The following is a 19,767-nucleotide window of genomic DNA, read 5'->3' as shown; positions in this document are numbered from 1 at the left end:
AGTGTTAACCCCTGTTGGGGACAGAGGCCATGGCGGACGCAGGCAGAGGAAGTCGCGCGCGCGACGGCTGCTTGGCGCACCACCGAGACACCCCGCCCGTGGACCAATCTATCGTCGGGGCAGGTCTCCTGGCTCGCTGGCTCATCGCTGCTGTCCGGCCTTCCCAAAGCCGTGCGGGCTTCAGTGACATCGTTGGACAGTAGCTCGCCGCTCACAGTTGCGGGGGCAGCGCCGGCATTTGGACCGGCTTCCCTCTTAGCTCCGGATCAAGTGGGATTCGGAGAACCTCGACGAGCTTGGATTATCGGCAGGAGGACTCTTCCGTCAACCTCTCAGATTATGTGCCACGCTAATCTGCGACATCTACTAGGCGAATGACCGTCCATCTCTATGATTCTCTAAACAGAGCTATCGCAATCAGAGATGTCCTTGTCGGATGTCGGAGTGCGACTCGGAGCTGCCTTGAGGCGACGCCGCCCGCCCCATCAATGAAAGGGACAAAACCAGCCCGCGTAGCGGCGATTACCGCCGTTTCGAGCAGAATGCATTCGATGCGGCTTCCGATTTCCAGCGGTTCGCCCAGCACATTCGCTGGCCAGCTATTTTCTCGACTAGAGGATCCCCATTGAACACGTCAAGGCAGGAGGCGCAATCTAGCAACATACGCGGCGAGCAGGTTGATTTTCGTGCCAGCCAGACTTCTCGGCTCGTATCGCCAGCCATCATGTAGGCCGAACGCCGACGGCAACTTTAGCGAACCACCCGGTTCAATGACGGCAAACACACCGTCGAATCTCATCAGGCACTTGGCATCGAGGCGTTCACCTCTTCCGCAAACTATCTGTGCGGGACAAGGATGCACAAACTACGGCCGATACACTGAATGGAAACATCGAAACGTGCGCAGGTCGGAAAGTCGACAATAGGGACATAAAACCCGTGCAAATCTCCGCCTGCTGCCTGGCACGAAGAATGCAAGCCCCTCGACATGCCCAGTCTCTTCTGCTGGGGATGTCCAGCTCAGCCAATTGACGCTGTCGCTGGCTATGGAAGTTAGCGGCGCGTGACATAGAGGGGAGCGCCTGCCCGCGCGGGACAGCCGCGGGTGCCCCGTCGCGTCTCCGTAAACTTCTTGCGCTCGCTCATAGCAGGTTCAAGGTTGCCCGCCTTGAAAGATGTACGGATGAACCGTGATAGGCCGAGGGTCATGAAGAGAATGTCAGGAAGACCCGCGCTATGGCTTCGCCTGGGCGGACTTCTAATCTGCCTAGCCTGGCCGGCTGCCATGAGTAACACTATTCGCGCCAGCGACAACCCACTTGTCGAAAGACTCAAGTCAACGTGGCGAGCGCAAGATGGTGAGACGATAGAACAAATCATCTCCAATGTCTCGAAGGTGGCACAGTTCGTCCCTCAGATGTGGGGGGTCGCTGAACTTGGCGAAAACGACCATGTTTTCGTTTCGTGGACCAGGCACCGAGACAACAAATCAGACGAACAGTACGCTATCACCTGGAAAGTCGCGCTCGACGGTACGATTGAGCTTGCGTCAACCTATGCGAAGCCGATGGAATTGGGCTGGCGTGCCCTAGCGCTCTCGCTGATCGCCAAAGAAGTCGCAGATGGTGAAAGGGACGCAAATCTTAGCTTTCTGCATGATCCAAGTAACTTCAACTTTGTGACTACGCCGCAAGGCCGGCTCGGCGATCTTCTGCGGCAGGGCCGATGCACTATCATTGAACCTGTTGGGGTCGACTACTTACCCAAGCAGAATGACAAGCCGAACGAGAAAGGCGATCTATGGCGCATTCTGCTCTTGGTGAATTGCGATATCCAAGGACCACGTTATTTTACACACAACGGGGTCATCACCTTCGAGAAGAGCGAAGGCCAAGATTGGGAGCCACAATCCTCTTTTGCCAAGCGCATCGCGAAATTTCCTCCGGGCTCCTGGTTCCAACGGACCGAGCCAAAGGAAGAGGAAGACTAGGAGAGCGAAGGCCTTAGCAGACGGTCGCGCAGGGCAACATCGCACCGCAGCTGCCGTACGGTCGAACGCCTCGTACCAACTGCAAGACATACGCGCTCTGCAGTTGCGTTGTTTACGGCTCCGCAACAGTCCCGCTGCCTTTCTCGCAGCAGTTCGGCCCGCCGTAAGGAAGGTCGAGCAGCACAATTGCGTTCTTCCACCACGTGTCGAGCTTAGCGGCGCGTACTAGTTTGCGAGATGTGGTTTGCCGCCTGCACTCCACCCAGTGAGAGCACACCAAGTTGCTGGGGGGGAACCAGCTCTCATGCATTCTTCAGTAGAGAGCTTGTAGATGCCTCCGGCCCAAGCCGACCCGGCGTGCGCGCCGCGCATCGTATGACTGCGGCATACGCAGGAGCGTGAGCCAAGCGACTTTGACCCGGCACTAGGGACCTATGCTGAGACGAAACGGGCGAGGAAGTTAAACTGGTAGCAACCCCGGCATACCCGCTGAGCGCCTGCCCATTTCCGAGTGCGCAGGGCGGGAAGCTCCGGAGCTGTACGCAAGCACGTTGAGCGCCGAACTGACTCGGCCCTAGATTTCCTCGCATTGATTCGTCTGCACGTCATAGACCCGGATTTTAAGCATCGGAAACCGCTTCTTTAATTCTGCTCGACCTGCCGTGGCACCGTCTTTGGTCGCGAATTCGGCTCTGAGTTGGCCATCTACTTCAAGCGCGTAAGATGAGACCGGTACTTCCCGAACGACTGCGACCATCTCATTCCCATTATGTAGTGAGGTGCTAAGGAACGATGTGTAGCTTGAGTCGGCTAAACCGCACCAGAGCTATTCGCCCCGAGTGCGCGATGGGCAAACACGTATTGTGGACTGAAACCTCACACTGAATTGCATCAGGATGGCACTCGCGATTGTCCGAACACGTCGGCAGCTTGCCCACGCCGGGTGCATCCACGGCAAAGCCCGCGGCTCGATATCGCAGCCTTTCCAATTCCTGGAGAAAACGGGCGCTGATGCCAGCGTTCCTGGGTAAGCCACTTGAGATCGCGGGGAACCGTCACTACCAAAGAGCGGCGGCCCGTAGCGCCGCCTGAGCCATAAACAGTTCAATTCTTGTACACACGTCTGGGCAGTAGCACCAACGACGATGGTGCCGCGCGGAGGAGCCAAATGCCATAATGCGATTGGTATCAACGATCATCTCGTCTGGCGTAACAAGGAACGGATTTACGCGGTTTGCTCGAACAAGAACGCTTCATTTACGCGGCGAGCGTTGAGGCTGAACTCCATCGCGTCTTTGTCTAACCCGGTCAGAGCGAGCCAGACCAGGTGAACATCTTTTTCGTGACAAGACTTTGGGGCGAATTTCCTCGCCCTCGTCGGAACTGTCCGGCTTGCCGATGGAAGTCATCACTAACCATGGCAAGGTTGCTCCTCAACGCCTGACTCAGCCGCAAGCGCCGACGCTTCATAGTCGCTCACTTTTTGCAAGGAGGAGCACAGGATTCCGAGGATCGGGTTTGTCCAGCATCGCGAGTTCGGCGCCACGCGGAGGATCTCCTCCTTAGGTTCAACGGTACAGTACGCTTCCGGTGAGAGAGCCGCCGATGCTCGAAGGACACCGCCGCACGCACGGGAAGAAAGCTCTTGATCCTTACGCAGCGTCAGGTCGTAGGCTCGGTCTCACGCCAAGCTCTCATAAAGCACACATCGAAGCCGGCGGAATCTACATCTGTGGTCGAGCAATCGAATGTATCGGCACCGTATCGTGCGTTAACATGGATCAGTAGCGAAAGGTTATTGTCGGGATGAAGCACCGCGGAATTATGTTCGCATTGATCGCTCTCATCACATCTCCGGTTTTCGCCGCGACACTCAGCGGTGCTCCGCGCATCCTCGACGGCAATACAATCCAGATCGAGAAAACGACCGTTCGTCTCTCAGGCATCGAAGCTCCTGAGACGGATCAGATTTGCCTCGACGCACAGGGCCGGAAATGGGCCTGCGGCGTAGCTGTTCGCGACGAGCTGATCAAGCATTCGAATGGGCGAACGTGGGATTGTCATACCGAAAGAGTCGATGAGTATCGGCGAGCCCTCGGCAGCTGCTTCATCGAAGGCGAGGATATAAACGCCTGGATGGTACGCTCGGGCTTGGCGCTATCGGCTGGTGCATCTCACCATACCTACCTTGTTTATGAGTTGGCGGCCAGCACAGCCCATGCGGGGCTGTGGTCCGGCGCGTTCATCGCGCCCTGGGACTGGCCTCGCCGCAATAGGGGTACGATTATCGTGGGCGCGACGTCGGTTCCGGTCGACGCTCAGGAAGTCCTGCTTGGATCCGTCCTGCTATCGGAACCGCCGTCCCCCGAGTGCCTGATAAAAGGCACTGTCGAGCGCAGAGGCGAGCGCATTTATTACCTGCCAGGGCAACCCGGTTACGAACAAATCGGCATGACGAAGAAGCGCGGCGAACGCTGGCTCTGCAGCGAAGCGGAAGCCGAAGCCACCGGGTGGCGTAAGGCCGTGCCATGAGGCGACACATGCAAGCAGCCCATCTCAAGACATGTCCCATTTAAACAAGCACGCGCGTTCGCGCCGGTCACTGTTGCTCTTTGCTGCTTCGACAGCTTTCCTGCGGTTCGACAGTAAGATTGTCGACGGGAAGGAAGCAAAAGGCCCGCCCAAGCCAAACAACCTGCTCTCGCCAGATGCTGCCCTGAGTCGGCTGCTGAAGGGGAACGATCGTTATGTCCAGGGCGCATCACGAGTCGACGATTTCAGGCGCGAGCGGCCGGTCTTGGTTGAGGGACAAAATCCATATGCAGCGGTTCTGAGCTGCGCCGACTCCCGCGTGGTCCCCGAACTTGTCTTCAACAGCGGACTAGGTGATCTGTTTGTCTGCCGGGTCGCCGGCAACTTCGCTAACGATGATACGCTCGCCAGTATGGAATACGCGGTTGCCATACTCAACACGCCGCTGATCCTCGTACTTGGCCACGATCATTGCGGTGCGATAGACGCCACGATCAAGTCGCTCCATGAAGATAAGCGGCCGCCGGGGCACATTTCATCCCTGGTCACTGCACTTTCTCCTGCAGTGAAAGCATCTGGCGACCAAGCCGGCGACGCGTTCGCCCAAGCAACCCGACAAAATGTGATCAATAACGTGAGCAAATTCAAATCGACGGGTCCGATTCTGAACGCCGCAGTCGAGCAGAACCGACTGAAGGTCGTCGGGGGCCTGTATCGGATCGACACCGGCAAGGTCGATATTGTGAGCTGATGCCAGCACCTTCACACTCCCGGCAAATCGTCTGCTGCCTGATACAGCGCTTCTGTTCCGCGCCGTTTTGTTGGTCCATCGTCTACAACAAATACGCCGGATGCCATCCGCTCCACAATTGTCATCGCTTCAGGAACCCTTAGATATGCGCGGCCTCTTAATTCTTCTCGTGTTATACGCACTCATGTTGGCAACGCGCGGCCAGCATCAAGAAACACACATAGCGCGTCCGGCAGCATTCATGCCTCCTGGTTGAACCGCCAACCCAATGGAGGTGTTCAGGCAGCAGATCGCATCGCGAAGCATTGCAGGCTCTGAACTCCAGAGCACGCGACGATCCCGAGAGCTTCTCAGCTCCGAGCGGGCAAGGCATCCACGGTCCTGCTTTTATAACCGAGCTCAGCCAGGGCCGAGGATCACATAGTACAACCAGCAAGACTGCACGGCCTGGGGCTGTAAAGCAACATGCTACCCGCATCAGTACCGGACAGCCCTCCTGCATCAGCCATTTGGGAGACCGCGACCATCGGAAAGCCAGCCGCGCATCAATCGTTCGTTAGATCGTCTCGTTCGCCGTCCTCCATGACGAGCTCGACACGAAAAGAAACCGGCGAGACTTAGCGAATGTTTCGAGTTCTATCTGCACAGCTGACTTCGGTGCGCCAGCAGCCATGTTTCAACTGCGCGCACCGACGGAAATCATCTGGCAACCGCGCTTCCGGAATCAGGCTCTTCAACCACGGAGTCGCTTATGGGAACAGAGCACTAGCTTCAGAACGTGCCGTGCCTGGTCTGTCGCAACGCTCGTGATGCGCGCATAGTTGTCGCAGGAATTTGGCAAGCTCGGCCAAGATCGGAAGAATTGGTAGACCGCCGAAGAAAGAGCCGCCAGCCGCCGCAAGAGGGTCGGCCAGTCAGGAATGTGCACGAACTTCTTGCGTTCGGTACGACAGAACGCGGACAGGCTCCTCTGTTGCTGGCAAGCCCGGAAAGCCCCCGAAACCTGTTCGAAACGCTTCGTCTTCGCTTGCATGAGCGGGGCACTCTTGCAGTCACCTCGAACCACAGTTAATCGTGCAATTACAGCGTCTGGAGCCGCCGTGCGTTTCTTGAACACCTGCGGTCTGGAGGTCAGCATCTAAGCAAGCGCTCACCAGCAGTCGCACGAGCAGCAAATTTGGGCTGTTGGTGGCGTCAGGAGACCGGAGCGGGACTTAAGCTTAAGCAGGAACGTTGAACCCGGTCGTTGGCGGTCGAGGTCCGCCTCTGTGGTTTTCTTTGCCGCTTGTTGAGTTAATGACATCTTGTGCCTGAAAGAAAACACGGAGACACGAGCATCGTGCTGGCATGGCACGGCGGAGTGATCTCGCGCGATTCAGACAAAGTCGGCAGCCATGCTTGATGGCACGTCAATTGCTGGGAAGGCGGGCAAGAGGCCGCAGGCTTGGGCGCTCTACCAAGCACAACTCAAGAATTCCAAACTTGGTTCGACCCGGCCTGTCCCAAGTGTGACCACACGTTCATGTGGAGAAGACATGCACCGCAGCCCCCGATCGACCGCCGGAGAGTCAGTGCGGCAAAGGCGGATCGATGCCGCCGCAGCGTACCGGCTGCTTTGCCGGCCAGCCTCAATGCCAGCGACAACAGCTATATCTCGTTCAGGCCTCCGGCCGCTTAACTTGGGAAGCTACCCCATGCAATCTCATGCATTCGATATCAACTGCGACAGGTTTGAGAATGCCGCCCAGCGGGTGCCAGATCACCTGGCCTCGCCATACGCCTAGTCCATATGAATGACGCGCGGCGATGATCGGCTCAAGATACGGAGGATGATCTATGAACGCTCCACCAGAAAAGATAACTTCCGGGACCCACGCCGCGACTGCGACCTGGGCTGATCTGTCGAAGCTACTCGTCGACATCCGAGCGCGTCGCAACGAGTTTAGCCGCGCGCAGAAGATTCCAAAAGAAATCGTCGACGGCTTCAGACGCGTCGGCGTCTATCGGGCTATGGCTGCCAAGCGATTCGGCGGTGAGGAGCGAACGCCAGCCGATTTTTGTCGGCTGGTTGAGCGCATTTCCGAGGCCGACGGCTCCGCCGGTTGGGTCGCCAGCTTCGGGGATGGAGCTCGCTACCTCGCTGCTCTTCCCGACGACACCCTTCGCAAAGTGTACGCCAATGGACCTGACGTGGTGTTGGCGGGTGCGCTTTTCCCGCTCCAACCCGCTAAGCGATGCGCCGACGGATTTATCGTGAACGGCGTGTGGCCATTCGCTAGCGGCTCACCCGAGGCGGATTTGATAGGAGTTGGTATCACCTTGGAAGACGATCCGAGCGGTGACCTCCCGCGTGTAGCGGTGATGCCGGCCGAGAAGGTGACAATTCGGCCCAATTGGGACGTCATCGGACTGCAAGGCACCGGAAGCCACGATGTCGTGGTCAGCGACGTCATTGTGCCAGAGGAATGGACCTTGATCCGCGGCGGTCCGCCGACACTTGATGGGCCGATCTATCGTTATCCGGCCGTCGCCTTCGCCGCGCAGGCGCATGCCATTGTCGGCATCGGGATTGCGCGCTCCGCAATAGACGACGTAATCGCCATGGCCGAAACCCGTGCCTCGATCACTGGAGCGCCCGTGATGGCTGAGCGCGGCTATGTCCAGCTTGAAATCGCCAAAGCCGAAGCCATGTTACGTTCCGCTCGTTCCTTCTTTTACGAAGCCACGGAGGAGCTGTGGAAGGAGGCGCTCAAGGGTGAGGTAAATCTTGGTACCACGACGCTAATGCGACTCGCCGCGACGAACGCCGCGCGGCAGGGGGCAGAGGTGTGCAGGATCGCGAGCGGTCTTGCTGGAACTGAGGCGCTCTATAGTAACAGCAATCTAGCCCGCGCCATGTGCGACAGCTTCGTGGTTGCCCAGCACGCAGCTTTAAACGAGGGAACGCTCCAGAGCGCTGGCCGCGCCCTGCTGGGAAGTGCAATACAACCGGGCTTCCCATAAAGTGGGGCACGCATGGGCAAGCCACACGCCACGCCGACGGATTACTGCACTTGCGTGATGATTTGGTCTGCCGCTGAGGACATGGCCCCATGTTTCAATGTGAACAAAGACACCGCTGGGCTGTCTTGATGCCCCTCCATATCCTGGACTACCCGTTCGTTGTCCAAACATACGAGCCCTTATAATCTCTTGGCCCCTGCCCCGATCATTGACGTGGCCGCCCAGGATACACCTGAACTTCTGCGCAACGGCTCGCGGTTCAACTCACGAACTCTCCAAACCACCACGCAAGCGGGCTCGACTCTCGCACCGGTTGCCTACTTGCCGCTTGGGGCGCACGGCGCGGAAGAAGCTCTCCATGGCCCACTATCCTATCACTCACCCTTGCGGCTCATCGATGCGGCACGCCAGCGCTGGCAACGGCCGTGGGACGTTAACCTGAAGCGTACTGTACACCCCCGATCGGAAAATCGATCAATCATCTTGCCGCTGCTGGCGAATCGGCATCGACGGCGCGGAAGAGGCGCTTCGGCCCGCATGAGGTCGCGCTTCGCCCGGGCGGCTCTCTTGCGGCTGAAGAGATCCATGGCGCCCGCCAATACAGCTAGCCCTATGCCGTTTGGATGGAGTGATATCGGCAAGCCGGGCGCGATTTTGGCTGCGCCGGTGAAGCCACGCGATCAGGTTCGGCGTGATCGGCGTTAGATCCTGGCGAGTGTCGGTGGAGCCGAACCGACGTAGCGGCGCCATGAGCGCGCGAGCGCCGTGCTGCTACATCGGCTGTTCGATCGCCACGCTAGCCCACGGCCCTGCCTTCCTCAGGACGGCGTGGATCCGAGGACTGCGATAGCGCGCTGGCCGCTCCCGCTCGATCGGCCAACGTGCACGCCGGCCCAATGGCAACCGCAGCCGCACTGCCTGTCCGGCTCGCGATAACCGCTCGCCTTGATGATCAACGTTGTGCAGCTGCGGCCAGCATAGAATCCGCTGGTCAGGCCGTGAATGAGACGCTCGATCTGAGTAGCCGCTAGGCACGCGTATTCTTGAGCAAGACATCACCTTCCACTGCGCGCGGATAGTGAGCCGCCACTTCAAATGATGGCAACAAGTTAAGAATGGCTTGCAGGGACAACTGCCCTTCGTAGAGCTCGCGGTCACTATACTCGGTGTAGATGAACCGCGTGTTGCTCAAGGTCCGCATACCGCCGGCGATAACGTCGGCCTCGGCTCCCTGAACGTCCATCCAGATAAAATCGACTCCGTCCAGCTTGGCTTCGCTGCACCAGTCGTCCAGCCGCCGTGTCTCAACGGAGACAGGGTGATCAAACCGGACCCAATCGTACTCGGTAAGATGGTTTTTTGGACGGCGTATTGAACCGGATAGGTCCCAATCTTTCGCATCGCCATCTGCATTGCTTGGATGGAAGTCGATCGTTCCGTTTCGATCACTGATGGCGATCTCAAACAGCTTCACCCTATTGAGGGATGGGCCGAGCTTCTTCTTGAAGCGCGCGATCGCTCGAGGGTCCGGCTCAAAGCAGTAGAGCTGGGGTTGTGGGCACAGTTCTAGGAACTTTTGCGTATCAGTCCCGTCATTGCAGCCGATATCCAGGATGACTGGATTCGGCTTCTGAAGAAGTGAGACGATGTGCTGATGTACTTCTACGGACGACACAGCTGCTTTTCCATGGTGCGCGGAGATCTGGTGAAATTTCGACTTCAAATCCGCCTTCACACGCCGGAAGCCGCCGCACAACGTATATCAAGGTATAAGATTCATTTATCCGCCAGTCCTCTTGATCCACGAAGCTGTTTGGATGCCATCGGCATCAACCGGAGAGGCTATCCCTCGCGCTGCAATTCTCGAACCTATTGTCGGAAAGTGCGGCCTCAGTGAGCCAGATCGTCGTCTTAGCTCTTTCGAGTTGCCGAAAGAGCACCCTCGTTTGGGCGTCACCTGTCAGATATGGATGCCAATTGCGCAGAATGTGCTCGGCCGACTGATGGCCGCCATCTCAGATTCGCTGCCAGTAGCTCCCGGCGCTCGTGGGCGAGGAACGAAGTCGGCGAAAGCCGGGACGCACGCGTTGCTCGGTGCAATCAAGCTTTCGTGGCGCGTGCAACTTTCTTCAAGTGCTGTCGGCGTACCGACGACCAGGGTCGATTCGGCAGGCTTTGAGCGCCCTGCCACGGCTGGACACGGGCAATCCGGTACAATTCGATGGTGACCTGCCTTGGAGCACGCCACCGCTTACAAGAAACAGCACCTGATCTTTCGAGATCGTTGCATACATATTCGCATGCACGACTACGGTAGATTGGACGAGCCGCTCTTCGATAAAGCTTGTAGACCGCACGCTTCCGGCCACACTGCTAGATTGTACCGCCAGGTAATTATGTGCGATCCCGACGTCGTCGAAACCCGAGGCCTCTCGATCAGTGCAACCGCCGCCTGAGCAACGTTGAAGTGTCCCGGGGCTCTCTGCGGGTGTTTCGAAGAAGCGCAATGTCTTTTTCACAACACCCGAGTGGGCTGTGCACCTCAGCGCGTTTGCTTCCGGACAAACACACACGCTGCCCGGGCAATGCTTTTACAGAACTGGAAGGATAGATCGCTCAGCGCATTTCTGGCCTGACTCTTGCTACAGTCTACTTGTCACATTGTGCCTAACTTCAACTTGTTCAAACGCTCAGGAGACCTCTATGACTTTCCGTCCGCTTCACGACCGCGTCGTGGTCAAGCGCATCGACGCAGAAGAGAAGACCGCTGGCGGCATCATCATTCCCGACACTGCCAAGGAAAAGCCCTCCCAGGGCGAAGTCGTCGCCGTTGGCCCCGGTGGCCGCGACGAAGCTGGCAAGCTAATTCCGATCGACATCGAAGTCGGTGAGCGGGTGCTGTTTGGAAAATGGTCCGGCACCGAGGTCAAGATCGATGGGCAAGACCTGTTGATCATGAAGGAGAGCGACATTATGGGCGTTCTCACCGATGTGTTCTCCAAGAAGAAAGTCGCCTAATCCTGGGCTGGCACAGCTCACCCTCCTGAGGAGAGCCCACCGGGGCGCTGAAGGATGAATTAAACGGAACTGAGGGAATTCTCTATGTCAGTCAAAGAAGTCAAGTTCGGAGTAGATGCGAGGGATCGTATGCTGCGCGGCGTCGACATTCTCGCCAATGCCGTACAGGTCACGCTTGGTCCAAAGGGCCGCAACGTCGTGCTCGACAAGTCGTTCGGCGCGCCGCGCATCACCAAGGACGGCGTTGCCGTTGCCAAGGAGATCGAACTCGACGACAAGTTCGAGAACATGGGCGCCCAGATGGTGCGCGAAGTGGCTTCGAAGGCTGCGGATGCTGCCGGCGATGGCACCACCACCGCGACCGTCCTGGCCGCCGCAATCGTGCGTGAAGGCGCCAAGTCGGTCGCCGCCGGCATGAACCCGATGGACCTCAAGCGCGGTATCGACCTCGCGGTCGAAGCTGTCGTGGCCGACCTCGAGAAGAACTCGAAGAAGGTCACCTCGAACGACGAGATCGCCCAGGTCGGCACCATCTCGGCCAACGGCGATGCCGAGATCGGCAAGTTCCTCGCCGACGCCATGAAGAAGGTCGGCAACGAGGGCGTCATCACCGTCGAGGAAGCCAAGTCGCTCGAGACCGAACTCGATGTGGTCGAGGGCATGCAGTTCGACCGCGGCTACATCTCGCCCTACTTCGTCACCAACGCCGACAAGATGCGCGTTGAGATGGACGATGCCTACATCCTCATCAACGAGAAGAAGCTCTCCTCGCTGAACGAGCTGCTGCCGCTGCTCGAGGCCGTGGTGCAGACCGGCAAGCCGCTGGTCATCGTCGCCGAGGACGTCGAAGGCGAAGCGCTTGCGACCCTCGTCGTGAACCGCCTGCGCGGCGGCCTGAAGGTCGCGGCCGTCAAGGCTCCGGGCTTCGGCGATCGCCGCAAGGCCATGCTGCAGGACATCGCGATCCTGACCGACGGCCAGGCGATCTCGGAAGATCTCGGCATCAAGCTCGAGAACGTCACGCTCAACATGCTCGGTCGCGCCAAGAAGGTGATGATCGACAAGGAGAACACCACGATCGTCAACGGCGCCGGCAAGAAGGCCGACATCGAGGCGCGCGTGGCCCAGATCAAGGCGCAGATCGAGGAGACCACCTCGGACTACGACCGTGAGAAGCTCCAGGAGCGTCAGGCCAAGCTCGCGGGCGGCGTCGCGGTGATCCGCGTCGGCGGCGCGACCGAGGTCGAGGTGAAGGAGCGCAAGGATCGCGTTGATGACGCGATGCATGCGACCCGCGCGGCCGTGGAAGAAGGCATTGTTCCGGGCGGCGGCGTCGCCCTGCTCCGTGCCTCCGAGCAGCTCAAGGGCCTGCGCACACAGAACGACGACCAGAAGACCGGCGTCGAGATCGTGCGAAAAGCACTGTCTTGGCCGGCCCGCCAGATCGCGATCAATGCCGGCGAAGACGGTTCGATCGTAGTCGGCAAGGTGCTCGATAACGAGCAGTACTCTTTTGGCTTCGATGCGCAGACAGGCGAGTACAGCAACCTCCTCTCCAAAGGCATCATTGACCCGGCCAAGGTCGTGCGCATCGCGGTCCAGAACGCCTCCTCGGTGGCCGGGCTGCTGATCACAACGGAAGCGATGGTTGCCGAGCTGCCCAAGAAGGGCGGCCCTGGCCCCGCGATGCCTCCGGGCGGCGGCATGGGCGGCATGGACTTCTGATCCACCTTCTCAAGTTCTCGATGACATGCGAAACCCTGGCAATAATGTCAGGGTTTTTTGCATGGAGCGGCCGGTAGCCCGTTGCCAGCCCCCGAAGGTCCGGCCCATCGGCCTATCTAACGTGCGCAGCGGCAGGACCCCGATTCAAATTTCATGTGCTTCGCGACGACAGTACCGCGTCCGGTACGACGATGGAGCCGGCTATTTTGACGCACGAAGCTGCCTCTGCTCATCCAAATGTTCGAACCCTTGGCGTGCGGTAGACCCGGCGCCGCCTGCCCGCTTTCGACCTCCTTGCCCACTTTCTTTTCCTGTCGCGTAACTGGAAGCGACGAAATGCCTTTCGTGACGTTTCGCACTTACATCTTGTGGCCTAAGGGCTTGTTCGAACCCGGAGAACATTCTCAAAAATCACAAGGTATTTTGCGGAAAGTGCGCCGATTATTCTGCGCCTCATTTGGTCATCGCGGACGGCGCTCCCCTCAACTCCCCTGCTGCGGAGCTCGGGGCATGACATGCTTTAGAATGATCGCACACTAAAGTCGCAAGGCTTGCTTTGCGTCCAATCTATAGGGTATCCGATGGGAATGGTGGGGTGCTTTGCAAAAGAACTCGCCGGCGGGGCGGCCGCAAGACACTCCGGCCCTCGGCAATGTGCCTATACTGCGCCTGCATCCACACTATACCAATGTCTGGCCAAGGTAGCCTCTCGGATGAATTGGCATGAAACGCGGTCAGGATCATTGTGGTCTTATGGCCATGTACACCCAAGTTTACGCTCAATTCGGGGAGACGCAGGAACGCTTAGCTGAAGGGCATGCAACTGCACGATACTCCAGTTTCATCGCTGAGCTCAGTCAGCTGAATTTCGCAGACGCGGATGACCGCCGAGCCTTCCCTCCGACCCTACACAGCATCTTGGCAAGGCATGGACTGTTCGGGCTCACCGCACCAGGAGAGCACGGCGGATTAGCTCTCTCTTTGCAAGAGGCCATCGATCTCATCTCCGCCACGGCATCGTTCGATGTCTCCGCTGCGTCGACCCTCGTTATCCATAACTTCCTAGCTTTGCCCTGCATCGAAGCGGCATCGCACATACCCGCACAAGCCCATATCATTCGGGGTGCAACAAGCGGCGATCTCTGCGCTTTCGCTTTGACGGAGCCTGGAGCTGGTTCTGCCCCGAGACATATAGAGGCTGCGGCTTTCATGCACGAAGATAAAGTGCGTATCTCTGGCCGCAAAATCTGGATCGGCCTTGCTGACTGGGCTCGCTGGATCGTTTGCTTTGCGCGCGCGTCAGGACCCGATGCGAAAGGTCGGCTGGTTGGTGTACTCGTTGACAGACAGGCTCCAGGCCTAAAGGTCACGCACGAGCATCGTACACTCGGCCTACGTGGCATCATTCAGAATACCCTGGAGTTCCAGGACGTCGAGATGCCCCGTTCTTACGTGCTCTCTCGCGATCAAGACGGCTGGGGTGCGGCGGCATCTAGTATGAACCGCGGCCGCATCGGTGTGGCTGCTATGGGTCTTGGAGCCCTTGAGCGCGCTATCCAGGTAGCCGCCTCTTATGCAAGCCATCGTCGGCTTGGTAAACTACGCATGATCGAGAACAGTTACATCGAGCAGCTATTTGGACAGATGGTGCTGCGGCGGGAAGTAGTGAAGGCGATGCTAGCAGCATCCTGCCGACTTGTTTCAGCGCGCGGTGCGCCGAACGTCCACCTTGCGTCGGCGACGAAGGTTTTGTCCTCAGAGTGGTGCGGCCTTGTCGCCGATCAATGCGTCCAGCTGTTAGGCGGCCGCGGCTACGATGAGGGAACGCCTTTGGCCAAAATCTACCGAGACGCTCGCATCCTCCGCATCTTCGAAGGTCCGACTGAGGCGCTCCTATCGCATCTCGGCCGTTGCCTCCTCTCTAAAGCCACACGCGACGAAATAGCCGATCTGTTTCGGTCGATTGGGGCGGCATCAGTCCATGCTGCTGCAATTGACGAGCTCTCCGGGCTGAATGAGACTGACGGTGCCGTGCTGATCTATGCGGGTTGGCTCACCACATTGGGACTGGCAAAAGCTGTCATGTCTGCTGATTGCTTCTCAGCGTCAGATTGCGCCGCAGCGGCGGCTGACCTGGTCAGTTCTGAACTGACATCTCTCCGCACTCGCGTGCCGGCACGACAATCTGTCGAAACTCGCAGTCGGGCTAATAGGACACTCGCCACCTTTCTTCACGATGCGGCTTGCTCCATTCGCTCACCTGTCCTCACAGACGACTACCTTAAATTGGTGCAGTATGTCTGACATCTCCCGCATGTCCGACGTCCTTCCACGCGGTGGTTCCGCGCGCAGCGCGCAACTTCCGTAAGCGGAAGGGTCCGTGAAAACTGTCACGTCTACATGCGGCACGCGCTGCTATGAGGGCCTAACCTTCTCATTCCTGGCGGCACGCCGCGGCAGCGAAGGCTTTCGCGTTAAAGAGCACCCGATACCGCTCCCCGATCGGGGCTGGCGCTCGAGAAGGCTGAGCCGCCTCGATTCGCCACGCGCTGCAAACATCGATAGGCGTGGTGTGGTTTAAGCGTCCTGCTGCCACCTTCTCGCTGGCACATGGCATATGCGAGTTTTCACGACCTCTTAAAGGAGGAGCTTGCGTCTGTACTCAGCGATACTTTTAAGTCAAACTTCCGCTAGGCGGGTGGCGGGGTCAAGACGGGAGGGCTTCCCCCGCACAGGCCGCTTTCGCTTGATGCATGGCGTCGGGTTCGTCAGGTTTCGGAAAGCTCGCCCGTCTACATCGATGTTGAAGTTAGCAGCACGTGGTAGGGACAGCGCTTGCCCCGAGTATGCGTGGGGATTTTGGCGCCGAGTCACGTTTCTGCTAACTTCAACCAGTGGTGCGGGCGTGGCAGAGAGAACATCTGATACATCCAGTCCGACCAGCGCCGAGTCGCGCCCGCGCTGCTTCCGACGTGAGACTGGGATCAGATCCACACTACCGGGCGGCGGTCTTCCAGATCAAGCTCAATGCCCGCATGCGCTCGCTCCGTCGAGGAGAAGGATCTCACCTCGCATTATTCGGCAAGTAAGTTCTCAAACGTAGTCCAGCTCGGCGAAACAATTCGACCGTGAGGCTTGGAACGACGCAGTGCATAGTGTTGTCACTGAGTTAGATCGTGGCTCAGATTTTCACCAAAGCCGGACGCTACGGGAAGTGCAGCGACGCAACAAGGCGCGGGAGCTCGTGGCGAGTGAGGACTCCGTTTGGGCGCCGGTGCGACTGCATGCGGTTGTCGTCGGCTGCAGCTATTTGGTTGGCGAATCAGTACAGAAGAGCTGGCGAGGATTCCGAAGCAGTCGAACTACAGCTTGTGCCAGCTCTGTGGATGACTGGTCACCGACCTTGGCCCTGAGCGCGATTGGCCGGGCATCGGAACCCACACGAGGAAGTTAGCCTAACGGGCCCTCGATCCTGCTCGAGTGCAAGGGCTTTGAGGCGGCGAAGACGCTGGCTCACGAACTTGGGTGATCGGACGACCTATATCACCTGAACATTCTCCCCTCTCTGCACTACTTCCAGAGAGCTTCCGTCGAGAGCACCGATCCAACATCCGAAGAACCGCGTCGAGTGCACCATCTAGGCGACGTGGCTGTCCCGCACCGGCCGATGAGGTTCCGTGCGGGGGCATCGGGTAAGGTCCGTTGCAACCTAGGAAGTCCTCACGTCACCCTTTGTGTGACGACAGTCGATATGTACATTTTGTTCGGGGGGCTCCTGTAGCGCTCCGCAAGACTCTTGAATAACTCTCCGACCTCATCTGACGGAACAGAAAATTCCCCATAGTTAGGATCAAAGAGGGTCGTCGTTCCATTCGACGTCACTGTCGCAATCATGTGGGCGCCACCTGCAGCGAAACGCAAGCTTACCAAATACATGGACGCATCCTCGGTGAGCTCCTTCACGATCTGGTCAATGCACGAAGATGTATCAAACCTATATCGCGTCTCTTCAGCAGACGGCTCTAAGCCAGCGTCGCGTAACGTTGTGCTTTTTGCCTGGAGGTTGTGAGACCCTTCCGCGCCATCGTTTTTCAATTGAGCCTTCAGCTCTTCGTACTGTTCCTGCCGACTTGCCGCTGAGCGGTGCTTTTCAGTGTCCGGGAGCAGAGCCCTCATTCGAGATGACGGGCTGCTTGGGAGGTTAAGGAGCCACTCCGCTACCAATCCAACACAGATTCCGTTGACATTGGCTTCGGGCAGTTCAGCAGTCCTGTAATCGAATAGAGCGCGGACAGGGCTATCGGCAGAGGATAACTCCGAGCTGGAGGACAGAGAGGAGCTGTGGCGCGAGTTGCTTGGACTATAAACGATTGACTCTGAGGTATGTGGCTTGCTGAAGCAGAGCCCCATTCTGTCGATCAATTCGCCGGACGGCAGGCTCTCTCGTCGCGCGACTTCAGTGAGTGTTTGCGCAAATTCGCTACTGTCTTCGGGCTTGATCGATCCGTCGGCTTGATCAGCGCGTGTGTATTGGCCATCGAGTCGATTATACATGCTGGTTCACCTGCTTCTTCGGCGCACGCGTCCTCAGGGAGAGCGCGCTGCTTACATCTTGCTGCGGATGATATCGCAGCAAACTGACGAAGAGCTGACCACCAACAAGCCTGGGGAAGCTACCGCTGCGACGGCCAATTGGTTGCACGACAGTGCCACTCACGAGCGGGGCTGCAGGTGTGAGGCAGTGGCCGAACGGCTAGTTACTCTTGCACACTTACGGAGGGCGAGCTTGGAATTGCAGATGCAGTCAGGATGATGGCTACCGCTGGACAGCGCGACCGTCGGTTTGGTGGTCGATCTCACCTTTATCGTGTTGCGCCGCTCGGTCGGCACAACTTCGCCTCCAAGAGTGCGCAATTCGCGTCCCCGTGATCGGCCATCGGCCAGTGAGATGCTGTTGTTGCCGCTGACGTACCTTCAGCACAGATCCGAAAACCCGGTTTGAACACGAGTTACGGTTTTGTTCACTCTACAACAAGTGGCGCAGACATTTCTCTCCCCGGTCAGTGTGCCGTTAGCCGCTCGTGTTTAACGGCGGCATTTCAGGTTCAGCCCGCCTGAACACTGCAACAGTCGAGCGAGCCCGACATACACCCGCATGTGACACGTCATTTCGGGAAGCCGAACCGGTGCCTGTGCACCCGCTCGACCACACCTTGCTCGCATTTTGTTAGCTCAGCCCGTCATGCTGTCGCGTTCATTCGCGCGAACAACGTTGCCGCATCTGAGGGACTTAATCCAACGACGCCTACGAAGCTCGGGGACGGCATCGGAATGTCTCGATAAGTGGGTCTCCACAAGTGAAGGCAATATCGGCTGTTATTCACGTACTTTGAATGTGGCGGATGCAGTTGCATGACGCACTCTTCTTCATCCCAGAACAGGTCTTTCACAAAGCACATCTCGTCCCAGTTCGGACAACGCCGCGGGGTCGAAACAGCGACATGCTCCCAGCCAGGACGGACGAACGCACTTATCTTGAGCTCACACCCACAAGGCCCCTGCACAAGGAACAGACCGGAAGGGCCTGACCCTGGAGCAGTAGCGAACCGGCCGTGTTGCACGCGGCCGGCCTCCAGCTTGTCTATCATCTGCGCTCGCACGCCCGCCCCTTTGCTTCTCGGATAGCCCTGAAGTCTACGTAGATGACGCTGTCTCGTAACAAGTTAACCTGCTCGGTCCTCGGCCCAACGTTCCTAAACCAATCTACAGCGCGCCATCCGCGAAAGCCGTAGATGTCTATCATCACTCACTCTCCTCTGATTATTCCTCTAAGACGTATTGCGCCATCGGGCCGCCGGTTGTCTGAGCGTGAGCGGTACCACTATCTGCACGTAGGGCGAATCGAGCCGGCGATTGCACCTGCCGCTACTTATGTAAGTCCATCATTAAGTCTCTCCGAGGCGAAACAGTTTGTCATCGATGCCAGGCAGTATTCACTGCTCATCGCCGGCAGAACCGCACATCCCGCATGAGCGGACGAAATCGGCGACTCTTGACGCGTCACCTCGTCTTCAATGAATTGGTCTTCATCATGGCACGCTCCCCTGTTGGCGACGACATCTAGATCTCATGATGCTCGCAAAAACCAGTAGTGGCACCAGATAGATCGGGGTTACATTGCTGCTTCGCGAGAGAGTACTTGATCACTCGACGGCCTCCTCGCCAAGGCTGAACAGGCCTAATGCGCCATTTATGTGAAATTGGTTCAGTTTTATGGCTTCCAAATCGGCACACACATAGCCGCGGACGCCGGCATGCTCCGTTCTTCCAAATGAACCATCCGGCGGATCGCCTGCTATCTTGGTCGTAAGCTAACGGTCAGAAACTATGATTAGTCGATCTCATCGACTGCAACTGCGAATGTCGCCCGATTTTTCCGCATCACTGAGCTGCAGCTCCTAACACGTTGTCTACGGCATGGCGCTCGCGAACCGCTCATCCTTTGCCGCTAATCCGGGTGTTGTTTCCGACATGAATGTCGCGACTCAGACGTCGCATAACGGCTCCGTGTCACCAACCCACCGCATCAAAAGCGCTGCAGACACTTCTACCTCGTGGCATGTCGCTTGCTGTGCTGACAGAACGCGACCTCGCTGTAGCGAGGATGCACGAGCAATGAATCGGCCGAATCGTCGCCGCAACGAACATCGGTTCTGATGCACCATGAAAAGAGGACTGCTAACTTATG

The 19,767-nt window shown here is 58.1% G+C and carries 9 protein-coding genes and 1 riboswitch; of the genes, 7 read left to right on the top strand and 2 right to left on the bottom strand.

What is annotated here, in order from left to right; genetic code table 11:
* Nucleotides 1-100: 100 nt before the first annotated feature.
* Nucleotides 101-305, bottom strand: a riboswitch (cobalamin riboswitch).
* Between the two features lie 980 nt (nucleotides 306-1,285).
* The 4 genes from ABIA40_RS02600 to ABIA40_RS02585 all read left to right on the top strand — a co-directional run bounded on the left by ABIA40_RS02600 (nucleotide 1,286) and on the right by ABIA40_RS02585 (nucleotide 8,276).
* Nucleotides 1,286-1,990, top strand: a complete 705-nt coding sequence (locus ABIA40_RS02600) for a nodulate formation efficiency C protein (protein ID WP_225137372.1) — start codon at nucleotides 1,286-1,288, stop codon at nucleotides 1,988-1,990.
* A 1,806-nt stretch (nucleotides 1,991-3,796) separates the two neighbouring features.
* Nucleotides 3,797-4,522, top strand: a complete 726-nt coding sequence (locus ABIA40_RS02595; RefSeq protein WP_404538896.1) for a thermonuclease family protein — start codon at nucleotides 3,797-3,799, stop codon at nucleotides 4,520-4,522.
* A 31-nt stretch (nucleotides 4,523-4,553) separates the two neighbouring features.
* Nucleotides 4,554-5,273: a carbonic anhydrase gene (locus ABIA40_RS02590; RefSeq protein WP_404538893.1), complete on the top strand. Its 720-nt coding sequence runs from the start codon at nucleotides 4,554-4,556 to the stop codon at nucleotides 5,271-5,273.
* A gap of 1,836 nt (nucleotides 5,274-7,109) precedes the next feature.
* Nucleotides 7,110-8,276, top strand: coding sequence for an acyl-CoA dehydrogenase family protein (locus tag ABIA40_RS02585; RefSeq protein WP_225156257.1), 1,167 nt, complete (start codon nucleotides 7,110-7,112; stop codon nucleotides 8,274-8,276).
* Between the two features lie 1,027 nt (nucleotides 8,277-9,303).
* Here ABIA40_RS02585 and ABIA40_RS02580 read toward each other — a convergent pair.
* On the bottom strand, nucleotides 9,304-9,951 hold the full coding sequence (locus ABIA40_RS02580) for an FkbM family methyltransferase (protein ID WP_338129104.1): 648 nt from the start codon (nucleotides 9,949-9,951) through the stop codon (nucleotides 9,304-9,306).
* A 1,028-nt stretch (nucleotides 9,952-10,979) separates the two neighbouring features.
* On the opposite strand from ABIA40_RS02580, the gene ABIA40_RS02575 reads away from it, so the two are divergent.
* The 3 genes from ABIA40_RS02575 to ABIA40_RS02565 all read left to right on the top strand — a co-directional run bounded on the left by ABIA40_RS02575 (nucleotide 10,980) and on the right by ABIA40_RS02565 (nucleotide 15,323).
* Nucleotides 10,980-11,294: a co-chaperone GroES gene (locus ABIA40_RS02575; RefSeq protein WP_036016041.1), complete on the top strand. Its 315-nt coding sequence runs from the start codon at nucleotides 10,980-10,982 to the stop codon at nucleotides 11,292-11,294.
* 84 nt (nucleotides 11,295-11,378) lie between these two features.
* Nucleotides 11,379-13,019 carry a chaperonin GroEL gene (gene groL, locus ABIA40_RS02570; protein WP_225137364.1) on the top strand — a complete coding sequence of 547 codons (1,641 nt, stop codon included), beginning with the start codon at nucleotides 11,379-11,381 and terminating at the stop codon, nucleotides 13,017-13,019.
* 723 nt (nucleotides 13,020-13,742) lie between these two features.
* Entirely contained in the window at nucleotides 13,743-15,323 is a 1,581-nt protein-coding gene (locus ABIA40_RS02565; protein ID WP_225174312.1) for an acyl-CoA dehydrogenase family protein, read from the top strand.
* 1,416 nt (nucleotides 15,324-16,739) lie between these two features.
* On the opposite strand, the gene ABIA40_RS02560 is transcribed toward ABIA40_RS02565, so the two are convergent.
* A complete protein-coding gene (locus tag ABIA40_RS02560) occupies nucleotides 16,740-17,573 on the bottom strand; it encodes a YopT-type cysteine protease domain-containing protein (RefSeq protein ID WP_225126426.1) in 834 nt (277 codons plus the stop codon).
* Nucleotides 17,574-19,767: the final 2,194 nt, after the last annotated feature.

It is taken from the genome of Bradyrhizobium sp. USDA 223 (assembly GCF_044909005.1).
GTDB lineage: Bacteria > Pseudomonadota > Alphaproteobacteria > Rhizobiales > Xanthobacteraceae > Bradyrhizobium > Bradyrhizobium yuanmingense.
This window is presented reverse-complemented; position numbering and strand designations above follow the sequence as displayed.